This window comes from Streptomyces sp. GL_148 (assembly GCF_057834205.1).
Window position 1 is genome coordinate 1,936,856 of the sequence record NZ_CM174396.1, and the last position, 13,527, is coordinate 1,950,382.

The window sequence follows — 13,527 nt, forward strand, 5'->3', positions numbered from 1 at the left end:
GGGCCGGCCGGGTGCAGGCTCGGCGACTCACCCCGGTGGATCTTGTTCCGGCGGTCCGCCCTGCGCAGCATGCCGCGCATGGCACGTTGCGAAGTCTGCGGGAACGATTACGGCATGTCCTTCGAAGTACACGCACAGGGTGCTGTGCACGTCTTCGACTGCTTCTCCTGCGCCATTCACCGCATGGCGCCCATCTGCGAGCACTGCCGGGTCCAGATCATCGGGCAGGGCGTCGAGGTCGAGGGACAGTGGTTCTGCGGAGGGCACTGCGCCCGCGCGGAGGGGAAGGTGGGCATCACCGACCGCGTCTGACTCCCGTCCCGTCCCCACGGCCCCTTTCCCCTTCCCCTTCCCTCTCCTCTCCTCTCCCCTCTCCTGCGCCACGACCCCGGACGGCCACCCGGCCGCCGGGGTCCTCGCCGCTGGGGGTACCGTCGTGGGCGTGTACCGCTTTGTGCTGACCCGGCAGTGGGTGTGCCTCACCCTCATCGGCCTCGCCCTGATCCCCGCGATGATCAAGCTGGGGTTCTGGCAGTTCCATCGTCACGAGCACCGGATCGCGCAGAACGAGCTGATCGACGCGAACCTGCGGGCGAAGCCGGTCCCCATGACCGAGGTCACCTCCCCCGGCCATGTGGTCCCGCGCGCCGACTACTGGCGGGCCGTGACCGCCACCGGGACGTACGACTCCGCGCACGAGGTCGTCGTGCGCATGCGCACCGACAACGACGACAAGGTCGGCTTCCACGTCCTCACCCCGCTGGTCCTGGCCGACGGCCGGGTCGTACTCGTCAACCGCGGCTGGGTCGCGGGCGGCGACGACCCGCGCGCCTACCCGCCGGTGCCGGCCGCGCCCACCGGCGAGGTCACGGTCACCGGGCGGCTGAAGGCCGACGAGACCAGCGGCGGCAGCGGCATCAAGGACCGCAAGGGCCTGCCGGACCGCCAGGTGATGCTGATCAACAGCGCCCGGCAGGCGCAGTACGTGGGCAAGCCCGTCCTCGGCGGCTACCTGGAACTCACCGCGCCGGTCCCGGCCGACGGCAAGCCCGAGGTGATCGCCGAGCCCGACCACGACTCGATCGGGCCGCACATGGCGTACGCCGTGCAGTGGTGGCTGTTCACCTTCGCGGTGCCGGTGGGCTGGACCGTGCTCGTACGGCGCGAGAAGCGCGACCGCGAGGCGGCCGCCGCCGCCTCGGCCGCCGCCTCCGAGCGGGAGCCGGTGGCGACCGCGTAGCGTGTCGGGCATGGATCTTGGACTGAAGGACCGTGTCTACGTCGTCACCGGCGCCACCAGGGGCCTCGGCTACGCTTCCGCCCGCGAACTGACCGCCGACGGCGCCAAGGTGGTGCTGACCGGCCGGGACGCGGGGCGCGCCGAGGCCGCGGCCAAGGCGCTGGGCCCGAACGCGGTCGGTGTGGCCGCCGACAACTCCGACCCCGCGGCCGCCTCCCGGCTCGTCGCCGCGGCCCGCGAGCACTTCGGCCGCCTCGACGGCATCCTCATCAGCGTCGGCGGCCCCGCGCCCGGTTCGGCGGCGGACAACTCCGACGAGCAGTGGACGGCGGCCTTCGAGTCGGTCTTCCTGGGCGCGGTCCGCCTCGCGCGGGCGGCGGCCGCCGAGCTCTCCGACGGCGGGGTCATCGGCTTCGTCCTGTCGGGCTCCGTGCACGAGCCGATCCCGGGCCTCACCATTTCCAACGGCCTGCGCCCCGGGCTGGCCGGCTTCGCGAAGTCCCTCTCCGTGGAGCTCGGCCCGCGCGGCATCCGGGTGGTCGGCCTGCTGCCCGCCCGCATCGACACCGACCGGGTCCGCGAGCTCGACGCCCTGTCCGGGGACGCGGACCTCGCCCGCACCCGCAACGAGGCGGGGATCCCGCTGCGGCGGTACGGCACCCCGGAGGAGTTCGGCCGCTCGGCGGCGTTCCTGCTCTCCCCGGCAGCTTCCTACCTGACCGGCGTCATGCTCCCGGTGGACGGCGGCTCCCGGCACGGCTTCTGACGGTCACAGCACTAGGTCACCCGTCGCGCCCGGCGGGGGGTGACGTGGAGGCGGGCCTCCGTCGGGAGGGCCGGGAGCGCCGCCGAGGCGCGGGCCCGGCCCAGCACCGGGCCGGCGAGGGCCGCCAGCACGTCGGCCGGCACCGCGTGCGGCTCCAGCTCCAGGGCGACCCGCAGGGCCGGGGCCCCGCGCCGCCCCCGCAGCGTGACCCGGCACCGGGCCACGCCCTCCACGGCCTCCTGGACGTCGGCCTCGACGGCCTCCTCCAGCGCCCGCCCGCGCAGCACCGCGAACGCCCCGTCCCCGGTGTCCACGAGCACCTCCGCGAGCCGGGCCCGCCGCAGTTGGGACAGCAGCCACCACAGCGCCAGCAGGACGCAGACCCCGAGTGCGGCGAGCAGCACCCACCAGGGCGCCGGCCAGCCCCGCCCGTGCGGCGCCAGCAGCGGTTCGTGGCGGCCCTCGAACGGGCCGGACGCGGTCAGCACCGACGCCCCCGCCGCCAGCAGGAGCAGTCCGATCAGGGCGAGCAGGACCCGGTTCACCGTCCCGAGGGTCACCGGCGGTTCACCCGTACCCTCGGCCGCAGCGCGTGGGCCAGGCCCAGCTCGTCGAGGCCGACGGCCAGCACCGCGTCCAGATCGGCCCGTACGTCGTCCAGTTCGCGGAAGTGGGACACGGCCCGGACACCGATGCGGGCGCGGCCCACGCTGACCCGCACCGACCGGACCCCGGCCACCTCCATGACCCGGTCGCGCAGCACCTGCGCGGCGGCCTTGCGTTCCAGTCCGCCGCGGACCTCCGGGTGCCCCGAGGTCATCGGGAGGATCCCGCGCAGGCCCGGGGTGAGTGCGTACAGCAGCAGCGCGGCCCCGGCCGCGGCCAGGACTCCGCCGCCGATCAGCACGCCGGGGTCGGCCGGGGTGTGCCGCTCCAGCGCCCGGGAGAGCTCGTCGCGCCAGCGCATCCCCGGGCGGTGGGCCCGTACCGCCGCCAGGTCGTACAGGAACAGCCCCGCCACCCCGAGGACGGCGAACGCCCCGACGGCCGCCGGCAACCGCCGGGGCGACCGGAAGCGGGCGCTCACCGGACCCGCCGGTCCCGCCCGGCGGCGGGCCGCGCGGGGCGCAGGTGCTCGATGTCCACGTCCACCTCGGGTACGGCCATGTCCGCGCACTCCTCGACGCGCAGGGCGACGTGGCGGCGTACGGCTGCGCACTGGGCGGCGAGGTCCGAGGGGTAGGGGAGCTCCAGGACCACCCGTACGCGGGCGATGTCGTGGTGCACGGTGACGGTGGCGTGCGGCGGGGCCGCGTCCGGAGCGGGCCGGGTCAGCGCCTCCCGGGCGGCCTGGGCGGCGATCTTCGCCACGACCCGGTCGGCGATCCGGGTGGCTCCCCGCTCGGCGGCGGGCACCCGGGGCGGGGTGGGACGGGGCGTGCTCATCGGTCCCGGTCCCCCCGGTCCTGATCGCGATCACGGTCCCCGGGGCGGCCCCGGGGACGGAAGAAGTCCCCCGGTTCCAGGTCCCCGTCGAGGAACCGGCCCACGACGAAGCCGATGGCGCCGAGCGCGGCCACCAGCAGGAAGGCCCCGAAGCCGCCGAAGTACCCGGCGAACCCCAGTGCCATGCCGGCCACCAGGCCGACGACCGCCATGCTCATGCGGACTCCTCTACTGCAGTCGGGACTCCGGCTCCTCGTCGTCCTCGTCCGGCAGCTTGACGTCGCTGACCGCGATGTTGACCTCCACGACCTCGAGGCCGGTCATCCGCTCCACCGCCGAGACGACGTTCTCACGGACGGCCCGGGCCACGTCCCTGATCGACACGCCGTAATCCACGACGATCTCCAGGTCGAGGGCGGTCTGCACCTCGCCGACCTCCGCCTTCACGCCCCGGCTGACGGTGGACTTGGCCCCGCCGGGGACGCGGTCGCGGACGGCGCCGAAGGTACGGGAGAGGCCGCTGCCGCTGCCCATGGCGTGGACGCCGACCACCTCGCGGGCGGCCAGGCCGGCGATCTTCTCGACCACGCCGTCGGCGATGCTCGTCTTCCCGCGGTCGGCGGGGGGCTTGGCGGTGTTGCTGCCGCCTGTGGCGGCGGATTCGGTCATGGGTGATCCCTTCGCACGGTGGGCTCCCGACCACCGTAAGTCGGGACCGGCTCCGCTGCCCGTCCCGACGCGGCTGCGGGTGATCGGCCCTGCGGGGCAAAGTCCCCGCCCCGGCCTTCCACCGTTCCCCGGGCGCTGCCCGGACCCCGATCCTCGAACGCCGGGCAAATCCAGCCCCTCCGGCGTTTGAGGAGCGGGGGTCCGGGGGCTGGTCCCCGGGAACGGCGCCGCGGCTAGTCGGAGAGGCCCGCCAGGTCCCGCAGGCGGCGGGCCTGGGCGGCGCGCTCGGCGGCGCGCTGGTCGTCGTAGGGGCGCGACCCAGCGCCCCGCAGCAGCGCCTTCGTCTCGACCACCGCATCCCGCGGCGGAGCCAGCAGCGCGGTGGTGAGGTCCTGGACGGCCGCGTCGAGTTCGCCCGCGGGGACGACCAGGTTCGCGAGGCCGATCCGTTCCGCCTCCTCGGCGTGGACGAAGCGTCCCGTCGCGCAGATTTCGAGCGCGCGGGCATAGCCGACCGCCGAGGTCAGCGGCTGCGTGCCGCCGAGGTCGGGCACCAGGCCCAGCCCGGTCTCGCGCATGGCGAACTGCACGTCGTCCGCGACGACGCGCAGATCGCACGCGAGGGCAAGCTGGAAACCGGCACCGATCGCGTGCCCCTGAACGGCGGCGACGGAGATGATGTCGTTGCGCCGCCACCAGGTGAACGCCTCCTGGTACTCGGCGATGGTGGAGTCGAGCAGTTCCTCCGAACCGCGCGCCAGGTCAAGGAAGGACGGCTCGCCCTCGAAGCCTTCGGGGGTGAACGCCTGCCGGTCGAGCCCTGCGGAGAAGGACTGCCCTTCGCCGCGCAGCACGACGACCCGGACGGTGCCCGGCAACGACCTTCCAGCCTCCGTCAACGCCCGCCAGAGCGCGGGGGATTGAGCGTTTCGCTTGGCTGGATTGGTCAGTGTCACCGTGGCGACCGTGTCGTCGACGGTGAGCCGTACGCCGTCCTTGTCGAGCAGAGCCATCTGTGTGCCTCCGGTGGTTGTGCCGTCGTTCGGCCGCGATCTCGGCCTAAGTGACTGCACAGTAACCACCCGGCCGGCCATGGAGCCGACCGGGGGTCACCGAAGGACGGTGGAACTGGAACCGTGAAGCTGAATACGGAAAACCGTTGGAACCAAGGGGAACCAAATGGTCAGGCCGTAGCCGCCTTCTTGCCACGCGTCGCGCCACCGCGACCACGCAGCGTCACTCCGGACTCGCTGAGCATCCGATGGACGAATCCGTAGGACCGGCCAGTCGATTCGGCCAGCGCCCGGATACTCGCACCGGAGTCGTACTGTTTCTTCAGGTCTGCCGCGAGCTTGTCACGCGCGGCGCCGGTTACCCGGCTGCCCTTCTTCAGAGTTTCGGCCACCCGTGCCTCCTCTATGGGAAGTGCGCTCTGGACTTCTCATGATCACCCCTCCCCGGCTTCCTGGCCACCCATTCAGCAAGGTCGGTACGGCGGCATTTCTTCAGGCATGGACGCACGAGCAGAACGGAATCTTCTCTTCCGCTGCATAACCTCCGTCACATTTCCGCTCCCCCGGCATGAATGGCCAGGTCAGGGGCCGGAGCGGAAAAACGGAAGGGCCCCGGCCGCACCTCCTGGGAGGTGCGGCCGGGGCCTTCGTCGGGCACGGAGCGGTATGAGACCGTCTCACTCAGATGATGGATCACGTCTGAGCCGAATGATCCATAAGCAAAGGATCACGGAAGCGGAAGGGCCTCAGGCGAGCGACACCAGGTCCCGGTAGTCCGGACCCCAGAGGTCCTCGACGCCGTCCGGGAGCAGGATGATCCGCTCCGGCTCGAGCGCCTCGACCGCGCCCTCGTCGTGGGTGACGAGGATGACGGCGCCCTTGTACGTGCGCAGGGCGCCCAGGATCTCCTCGCGGCTGGCCGGGTCGAGGTTGTTGGTGGGCTCGTCGAGCAGCAGCACGTTGGCCGAGGAGACGACCAGCGTCGCCAGGGCGAGGCGGGTCTTCTCACCGCCGGACAGGACGCCCGCGGGCTTGTCCACGTCGTCGCCGGAGAAGAGGAAGGAGCCGAGCGTCTTGCGCACGGAGACCAGGTCCAGGTCCGGCGCCGAGGAGCGCATGTTCTCCAGGACCGAGCGCTCCGGGTCCAGGGTCTCGTGCTCCTGGGCGTAGTAGCCGAGCTTGAGGCCGTGGCCGGGGACGACCGTGCCGGTGTCGGGCTTCTCGGTGCCCGACAGCAGGCGCAGGAGCGTGGTCTTGCCGGCGCCGTTGAGGCCGAGGATGACCACGCGGGAGCCCTTGTCGATGGCCAGGTCGACGTCGGTGAAGATCTCCAGCGAGCCGTAGGACTTCGACAGGCCCTCGGCGGTCAGCGGGGTCTTGCCGCAGGGCGCCGGGTCCGGGAAGCGCAGCTTGGCGACCTTGTCGGAGACGCGGACGGCGTCCAGGCCCGCGAGCAGCCGGTCGGCGCGCTTGGCCATGTTCTGGGCGGCGACGGTCTTGGTGGCCTTCGCGCGCATCTTGTCGGCCTGCGAGTTCAGCGCCGCGGCCTTCTTCTCGGCGTTCTGGCGCTCGCGCTTGCGGCGCTTCTCGTCGGCCTCGCGCTGCTGCTGGTAGAGCTTCCAGCCCATGTTGTAGACGTCGATCTGGGAGCGGTTGGCGTCCAGGTAGAACACCTTGTTGACGACCGTCTCGACCAGGTCCACGTCGTGGGAGATGACGATGAAGCCGCCGCGGTAGGTCTTCAGGTAGTCGCGCAGCCACACGATCGAGTCGGCGTCGAGGTGGTTGGTCGGCTCGTCGAGGAGGAGGGTGTCGGCGTCCGAGAAGAGGATCCGCGCGAGCTCGACGCGGCGGCGCTGACCACCGGAGAGGGTGTGCAGCGGCTGGCCGAGCACCCGGTCGGGCAGGCCGAGGGCGGCGGAGATGGTCGCGGCCTCGGACTCGGCGGCGTAACCGCCCTTGGTGAGGAACTCGGTCTCCTGGCGCTCGTACTGGCGCATCGCCTTCTCGCGGGTGGCGCCGGAGCCGGAGGAGATGCGCTCCTCGTTCATCCGCATCTTCTTGAGCAGCACGTCGAGTCCGCGGGCGGACAGGATCCGGTCGCTGGCCAGCACGTCGAGGTCGCCGGTGCGCGGGTCCTGCGGGAGGTAGCCGACCTCGCCCGAGCGGGCGATGCTGCCGCCGGCCGGCGTTCCCTCGCCCGCGAGGCACTTGGTGAGGGTGGTCTTGCCGGCTCCGTTGCGGCCGACGAGGCCGATGCGGTCGCCCTTGGCGATGCGGAAGGAGGCGTTCTCGATGAGGATGCGGGCGCCGGCGCGCAGCTCGATGCCGGTGGCGGTGATCACGGAAATACTCCAGGGCGGGTCGGGACGGCGGAAGGGGGGCAGGACGCGATGCTTCGACGCCGCTAATCCGCGAGGAGATTTGCCATGGGAGTCATTCTACCGGGGGTCCGCAACTACTTTCGGGCCCGCCCGCCCCTGGCGGGACCGGCGCCACCCCCGCCCCCGTGTCCCCCGTTCGGCCCAGGGAGCACGCCTCCTCACCAGGGGGCGTATGAGGATGAACGGGTTGATACTCACCGCAGGGGTGTACTCGTACCCCCCTTGGCAGGAATGGAGGGCGGTGCGGGATGCAGTTCGACGACAACGCCAATCTGGACACTTCCGAGGTCAAGGACGTGCGCGGCAGCCGCATCCCGGGCGGAAAGGCCACGGTCGGCGGCGGCATCATCGGACTCATCGCACTGATCATGGGCCTGCTGTTCGGGGTGGGCCCGGAACAGCTGGGCCTGTCCGACGCAAGCCCCGAGCCCGCGTCGACCGCCTCCTCCGCCGCCCAGGTGCAGCAGAGCTGCAAGACCGGCGCGGACGCGAACACCAAGGAGGACTGCCGGCTGGTGGCGGTGATCAACAGCACCCAGGACTTCTGGAAGCAGGAGTTCGCCAGGCGCGGCGCCCAGTACAGCCCGGCGCAGACGGTGTTCTTCACCGGCAAGGTGGGCACCGCCTGCGGGGCGGCCACCTCGGCGGTCGGCCCCTTCTACTGCCCCGGTGACCGGCAGGTCTATCTGGACCTGGGCTTCTTCAACGAGCTCCGCACCAAGTTCGGCGCGAGCGGCGGCCCCTTCGCCCAGGCGTACGTGGTGGCCCACGAGTACGGCCACCACATCCAGAACCTGACCGGCACCCTGCAGAAGGCCCAGGACGGCCGGCAGGGCGCGACCAGCAACGCGGTACGGGTCGAGCTGCAGGCCGACTGCTACGCCGGGGTCTGGGCCCACAACGCGACGAAGACCCCGGACGAGTCCACGGGCAAGCCCCTGATCACCAGCCTCACCGACGAGGACATCAAGGACGGCCTGGACGCGGCGGCGGCGGTCGGCGACGACCGGATCCAGGAGAAGTTCCAGGGCCGGGTGACCCCGGAGTCCTGGACGCACGGCTCGGCCGAACAGCGCCAGCAGTGGTTCTACCAGGGCTACCGCACGGGCGACATGGCCCAGTGCAACACCTTCCGCTGACTTCTCGCGGCGCCTGCCATGCTGTGACGTGGCTCACTGTCCATCCACGGACTGTCCACCCACGGTACGAGAGGGAGTGATCGTCATGGCAGGCGTTCCGTCCATCTGTCCGACGCTGCTGTACACCGACGCCAAGGCCGCCATCCAGCTGCTCACGGAAGCCTTCGGCTTCACCCAGGTCGCGGCGTACGAGGGCGAGGACGGCGCGGTGGCGCACGCCGAGCTGTCCTACGGGAACGGCATGGTGATGCTGGGCAGCAAGGGCACCGGCGGTGCCTTCGACAAGGCGATGGAGACGGCCGGCCCGGCCGGGGTCTACGTGCGCGTCGACGACGTGGACGCCCACCACCGCCGGGCCGTCGAGCACGGTGTGGAGATCCTGATGGAGCCGACCGACCAGGACTACGGCTCGCGGGACTACATGGCCCGCGACGCCGAGGGCAACGTGTGGAGCTTCGGGACGTACGCGCCGCAGGTCTAGGACCTGCCGCGCGTACGCGCTTGCGCTACGGGCGCTACGCGCCGCCGGTGTGCACCTGGAAGGCGGCCCGGCGCACCGCCTTGGCCAGGGCGGGATCGGGATGGGCGGCGGCCAGCGCGACCAGCACCTGCACCGTGCGCGGGTGCCCGACCGCGCGGACCTCGTCCAGCAGCCGCGGAACCGTGGTCCGCACCGCCGAGTCCAGGTGGCGGGCCAGCAGTTCGGCCTCGCCGTGGTCGGCGATGGCGGCCGCGGTGTCCACCCAGAGCCAGGTCTGCTCCTCGGCGGTGAGCACGTCCTGCGCCTCGTCGGGGTCGACCCCGTCGTGCTCGGCGAGCCAGAGCAGGGCGTAGGGGCGCAGCGCGGGCTCCCGGGAGGCCGCCCGCACGTCGGGTTCGGCCGGGGCTCCGACGACGCGCAGGGCTTCGAAGGCGAGCCCGCGCAACAGGGCGTCCTCGCCGCGGGCCGCGTGCAGCAGTTCGGAGACCGCGTGGCCGACGGGCCGGGCGGCGAGCCAGGCCTGGTATTCGGCGCGGGCCGGGCCGGGGGTGAGCCGCGCGCAGCCGTGCAGCATGGCGGCGGCGGACTGTTCGATGTTCCCGGCGGGGCTCTGCGCGGCGACGCAGATCTGCTCCAGCTTGACCCAGACGGCCCAGCTCCCGAGCGGGGTGAGGGTGGCCCGGGCGGGGCCGAGGGTGACGGCATCCACGGCGGCGAGCCCGCCCAGCGCCCAGCGCAGCAGCCGGGCGAGCGGGACGGGCGCTGCGGCCGGCGCGGGACCGGCCTGCGGGGTCCCGACGGCCTGCGCCGTGGACTCGTAGGGGACCTCGCACCGCTCGTCGCGCAGTTCGTCGACGCGCTGTCCGAGCAGGTCCAGCAGATCGGGGACGGTCACGGGACCGGCGGAGAGCTGGAGCAGGGAGAGCAGCTGGGGCATGGCCTCGACCACCTCGGCGACGGCCGCGGGGGCGATGTCGGCGGGGGCCGGGTGGACCAGTGACCAGGCGTCGAAGAGGGCGACCCAGCCGCGCAGGACGGCGGTGTCGTCACGGTTCCAGGCGCGCAGGCGCCAGCCCGGGCGGGCGTGCCCGCCGTGCATCTCGATCAGGCCGGCGAGCCGGGCGCGGTCCCAGCCGACCCGGATCTGGCCCGGCGTCAGGCTCAGCTGGGCTGCGGCGCGTTCGGTTTCGGCGGCGGGCAGGGCGCCCGCCGGGGCGGGCCCGGCGCCGTCCGCGCCGCCTAGGTGCAGTTCGGCCCAGCGGGCGAGCCGTACCGCGTCGGCGAGGGAGGCTCGGGCCCTGTTCGCCAGGTCGGCCGTGGCAGGTGTGCCCGCCGGAGGCCGCGGGGCGGTCCGGGTGCGCCGGTCGGTCACCGCCTTGCGGGCCGTGGCCACGGACCGCGGGGCGACGAGTCGGAGTCTGGAGTCGCGAGCCAACTGCTCATCAGGCTTTCGGGACGTCACGTGAGCAGTCTCGCCCGTCACTGGCCGAAAGCCCAAACGGAACCAGCCATTGTCACAAGGCCCCGCTGGTACAGAACGGGACAATCCTCCCTCCCCGTCCCGTCCGCCCCGCAGTCTTCGGACAACTCGTCCGACGGTCCGTCACCCGGCCCGTCACATCAAAGGGGTCAGGAAGCGGCGCAGCGCCTCTTCGTACGCGGCGGGATCGGCGTTCCACATCGCCCCGTGGGCGGCGTCGGAAACGGAGTGCAGGGTGACGAGGTCGGGGCGGGCCGCGGCGAGCCGGCGGGAGGGCTCCCAGGGGGCGAGCGCGTCGTCGGGGCCGTGGAAGATCAGTACGGGCACCTTCAGCGCGGCCGGATCCGACCCCGGGGCCCGCCGGTCGGCGCGCAGCCCCGCACGGCCCTCCGCGGCCTTGACCGCGAACGGGAGGAGCGGGGCCGGGGTGCGGCGCGCGGCGGCGAGGGCGCGCAGGGTGGCGTGCCAGTCCAGTACGGGCGAGTCGAGGACCAGTCCGGAGATCCGGTCGGCCAGCGCCGAGCGCCGGGCGGCGTGCAGGGCCATGGCGGCGCCGGTCGACCAGCCGTGCAGGATCACACGGCGGGCGCCGTAGCGCAGGGCGTAGCGGATGGCGGCGTCGAGATCGCGCCATTCGGACTCGCCGAGGTGGCCGAGGCCGTCCGGTGACTCGGGGGCTCCGAGGTCGCCCCGGTACCCGAGGTCCAGGACGGGGAGCTTGTTGCGGTGGAGGAAGGGCATGACCACCATCGGGTGCTCGCGGGTGGCGCCGAGCCCGTGCACGGTGATCACCCAGGTGTCGCGGGCCGCGGGCACGAACCAGGCGGGCAGCGCCCCGAGCTCCCCGGGGACGTCCACGTCGGCGTGGTCCAGTCCGAGGGCCGTGCGCGGGTTGCCCAGGTGGACCTGCGGGGTGAGGGTGACGCGGGTTCCGGGGTCGAGGCTGCCGTGGGTGACGGCGAGGAGCCGGCGCACCACGGTGTCGGGGTCGTGCGGGGCGTCGGGGAGGACGGGCCCGACCACGGCGTGCACCCCGGGCGCGGTGAGCCCGTAGGTCCCGGGTCGCAGGGAGGCGAGCGAGCGGGTCAGCTCGACCCGGCCGTCCGCGGCGGAGTGGACGCTGAGCCGGGGGCTGCCGGGGAGCGGACGGCCGGGCTCGGTCCGCAGGGCCGCGTCGGCGGCGTACCGGCCGGCGAGCGCGGCGGCGGTGACGGCGGTGACGGCGGCCGCGCCGGCGCCGAGCAGGGTCGTGGTGACGGCCGCTGCCGTCGCTGTAGCGGTACGCACCGTTCCAGTGTCGAGGCGGACGGTTCGGCGGGCCACCGGAGGGAACGGCTCCGGCCGGCACCCCGGAGGGGTGGCACGGAGGGTGATCTAGGTCTCTTCGGGGGTCCCGGGCGTGCGGGCGGGCTACCGGAAGTCCTGCCCCGAACCGTGCGTACACCCCTGCCGTGACGTGCATTAATCGACATATCAACGCACTTCTCGGGACGAAGGTCCCGATCGAGTGCCGTACCGATACACCGCATGAACCCTGTCAGTTCACCTTCCGTTCATCCAGGTTATCTACGGTCCACGAACCACTGACGTCAAACAGAAGCCTGGGTAAATGGAGCACATAACGCTTCTCCTCGGGATCGTGATCATCACCGCTCTCGTGTTCGATTTCACGAACGGTTTTCACGACACGGCCAACGCGATGGCCACCACCATCTCGACCGGCGCCCTCAAGCCCAAGACCGCGGTGGCGATGTCCGCCGTGCTCAACCTCGTCGGCGCCTTCATGTCCGTGGAGGTCGCCAAGACGATCTCCAAGGGACTGGTCAACGAGGAAGGCATCCAGCCGGAGGTCATCTTCGCCGCCTTGGTCGGCGCGATCCTCTGGAACCTCGTCACCTGGCTGGTCGGACTGCCCTCCAGCTCCTCGCACGCCCTGATGGGCGGCCTGATCGGTGCGGCCGTGGCCTCCGCCGGCATGGGCGCCGTCAACGGCAGCGTCGTCGTCACCAAGGTGCTGATCCCCGCGATCGCCGCGCCGCTGGTCGCCGGCTTCGCCGCGTACCTGGCCACGAAGGTCACGTACAAGGTCGGCAAGGGGATGGGCGAGAAGACCTCGGCCAAGGGCTACCGCGCGGGCCAGATCGCTTCCGCGAGTCTCGTCTCGCTGGCGCACGGCACCAACGACGCGCAGAAGACGATGGGCATCATCACCCTGGCGCTCGTCGCCGGCGGCGCCCTCGCGCCCGGGTCCAACCCGCCGGTCTGGGTCATCGTCTCCGCCGGCATGGCCATCGCGATGGGCACCTACCTGGGCGGCTGGCGCATCATCCGCACCATGGGCAAGGGCCTGACCGACCTGCAGCCGCAGCAGGGCTTCGCCGCCCAGACCTCGGCCGCCAGCGTCATCCTGGCCTCCTCCTCCATCGGCTTCTCCCTCTCCACCACCCACGCGTGCTCCGGCGCCGTCATGGGTTCGGGTCTGGGACGCAAGGGCGGCGTGGTCCGCTGGTCCACCGCCACCCGCATGTTCATCGCCTGGGGCCTGACCCTCCCGGCCGCGGCCCTGGTGGCCGCCGGCGCCGAGCTGGTCATGCGCACCGGGGACATCGGCATCGCCGGCGTCACGGTCTTCCTGATCGGTTCCTGCGTCGCCATCTGGCTGATCTCCCGCCGCCAGGTCGTCGACCACACCAACGTCAACGAGGTCGAGACGGCCGCCGCCGAGGAGCCGGGTGTCGTCACCACGGCCATCGCGGCCGTCAGCGTCCCGCAGCCCGATCTCGCGGCAGTCGCCGCCGTCGGCAGCACCGCCGCGGTGACGGACGAGGAACTCAAGGCCACCATCCCGGCCGTGACGGCCGCCCCGACAAGTCCGCAGTCTCCGGCCGCGGCCGTCTGACCCCGAGAAC

16 protein-coding genes are annotated in these 13,527 nt (G+C 72.5%); 6 read left to right on the plus strand and 10 right to left on the minus strand.

Annotated features, from left to right (window positions below; all coding sequences use genetic code 11):
* The first annotated feature begins 78 nt into the window (after positions 1–78).
* The 3 genes from AC3IYI_RS08855 to AC3IYI_RS08865 all read left to right on the plus strand — a co-directional run bounded on the left by AC3IYI_RS08855 (position 79) and on the right by AC3IYI_RS08865 (position 2,006).
* Entirely contained in the window at positions 79–312 is a 234-nt protein-coding gene (locus AC3IYI_RS08855) for a hypothetical protein (protein ID WP_112453882.1), read from the plus strand.
* Between the two features lie 130 nt (positions 313–442).
* On the plus strand, positions 443–1,240 hold the full coding sequence (locus AC3IYI_RS08860; protein WP_489409653.1) for an SURF1 family cytochrome oxidase biogenesis protein: 798 nt from the start codon (positions 443–445) through the stop codon (positions 1,238–1,240).
* 10 nt (positions 1,241–1,250) lie between these two features.
* The gene (locus tag AC3IYI_RS08865) at positions 1,251–2,006 is read left to right on the plus strand and encodes an SDR family oxidoreductase (protein WP_489409654.1); all 756 of its coding nucleotides are present in this window, start codon (positions 1,251–1,253) and stop codon (positions 2,004–2,006) included.
* An 11-nt stretch (positions 2,007–2,017) separates the two neighbouring features.
* Here the strand turns inward: AC3IYI_RS08865 and AC3IYI_RS08870 are convergent, their stop codons facing one another.
* The 8 genes from AC3IYI_RS08870 to AC3IYI_RS08905 all read right to left on the minus strand — a co-directional run bounded on the left by AC3IYI_RS08870 (position 2,018) and on the right by AC3IYI_RS08905 (position 7,479).
* A complete protein-coding gene (locus AC3IYI_RS08870) occupies positions 2,018–2,566 on the minus strand; it encodes an alkaline shock response membrane anchor protein AmaP (protein WP_489409655.1) in 549 nt (182 codons plus the stop codon).
* Positions 2,563–3,093 carry a DUF6286 domain-containing protein gene (locus tag AC3IYI_RS08875; RefSeq protein ID WP_489409656.1) on the minus strand — a complete coding sequence of 177 codons (531 nt, stop codon included), beginning with the start codon at positions 3,091–3,093 and terminating at the stop codon, positions 2,563–2,565. Before AC3IYI_RS08875 ends, AC3IYI_RS08870 begins: the two co-directional genes overlap by 4 nt.
* Positions 3,090–3,452, minus strand: coding sequence for an Asp23/Gls24 family envelope stress response protein (locus AC3IYI_RS08880; protein ID WP_489409657.1), 363 nt, complete (start codon positions 3,450–3,452; stop codon positions 3,090–3,092). Before AC3IYI_RS08880 ends, AC3IYI_RS08875 begins: the two co-directional genes overlap by 4 nt.
* Entirely contained in the window at positions 3,449–3,670 is a 222-nt protein-coding gene (locus AC3IYI_RS08885) for a hypothetical protein (RefSeq protein WP_489409658.1), read from the minus strand. Before AC3IYI_RS08885 ends, AC3IYI_RS08880 begins: the two co-directional genes overlap by 4 nt.
* Before the next feature lie 10 nt (positions 3,671–3,680).
* Positions 3,681–4,121 (minus strand): Asp23/Gls24 family envelope stress response protein, encoded by a 441-nt coding sequence (locus AC3IYI_RS08890; RefSeq protein WP_489409659.1) that lies wholly within the window; start codon positions 4,119–4,121, stop codon positions 3,681–3,683.
* A 233-nt stretch (positions 4,122–4,354) separates the two neighbouring features.
* Positions 4,355–5,134, minus strand: a complete 780-nt coding sequence (locus AC3IYI_RS08895) for an enoyl-CoA hydratase/isomerase family protein (protein WP_489409660.1) — start codon at positions 5,132–5,134, stop codon at positions 4,355–4,357.
* A gap of 170 nt (positions 5,135–5,304) precedes the next feature.
* Positions 5,305–5,526 (minus strand): helix-turn-helix domain-containing protein, encoded by a 222-nt coding sequence (locus AC3IYI_RS08900; protein ID WP_204357858.1) that lies wholly within the window; start codon positions 5,524–5,526, stop codon positions 5,305–5,307.
* Positions 5,527–5,880: 354 nt separating this feature from the next.
* On the minus strand, positions 5,881–7,479 hold the full coding sequence (locus tag AC3IYI_RS08905; RefSeq protein WP_243338481.1) for an ABC-F family ATP-binding cassette domain-containing protein: 1,599 nt from the start codon (positions 7,477–7,479) through the stop codon (positions 5,881–5,883).
* A 287-nt stretch (positions 7,480–7,766) separates the two neighbouring features.
* Here AC3IYI_RS08905 and ypfJ point away from each other — a divergent pair, with 287 nt between their 5' ends.
* Both ypfJ and AC3IYI_RS08915 read left to right on the plus strand, forming a co-directional pair.
* Positions 7,767–8,657 (plus strand): KPN_02809 family neutral zinc metallopeptidase, encoded by an 891-nt coding sequence (gene ypfJ / locus AC3IYI_RS08910; RefSeq protein ID WP_489409661.1) that lies wholly within the window; start codon positions 7,767–7,769, stop codon positions 8,655–8,657.
* 85 nt (positions 8,658–8,742) lie between these two features.
* Complete coding sequence (locus AC3IYI_RS08915; protein ID WP_489409662.1) at positions 8,743–9,138, plus strand: VOC family protein; 396 nt, start codon at positions 8,743–8,745, stop codon at positions 9,136–9,138.
* A 34-nt stretch (positions 9,139–9,172) separates the two neighbouring features.
* On the opposite strand, the gene AC3IYI_RS08920 is transcribed toward AC3IYI_RS08915, so the two are convergent.
* Together AC3IYI_RS08920 and AC3IYI_RS08925 are read right to left on the minus strand one after the other, a co-directional pair.
* Positions 9,173–10,600 (minus strand): hypothetical protein, encoded by a 1,428-nt coding sequence (locus tag AC3IYI_RS08920; RefSeq protein ID WP_489409663.1) that lies wholly within the window; start codon positions 10,598–10,600, stop codon positions 9,173–9,175.
* Between the two features lie 153 nt (positions 10,601–10,753).
* Entirely contained in the window at positions 10,754–11,905 is a 1,152-nt protein-coding gene (locus AC3IYI_RS08925; RefSeq protein WP_489409664.1) for an alpha/beta hydrolase family protein, read from the minus strand.
* Positions 11,906–12,227: 322 nt separating this feature from the next.
* Here AC3IYI_RS08925 and AC3IYI_RS08930 point away from each other — a divergent pair, with 322 nt between their 5' ends.
* Positions 12,228–13,517, plus strand: coding sequence for an inorganic phosphate transporter (locus AC3IYI_RS08930; protein ID WP_489409665.1), 1,290 nt, complete (start codon positions 12,228–12,230; stop codon positions 13,515–13,517).
* Positions 13,518–13,527: the final 10 nt, after the last annotated feature.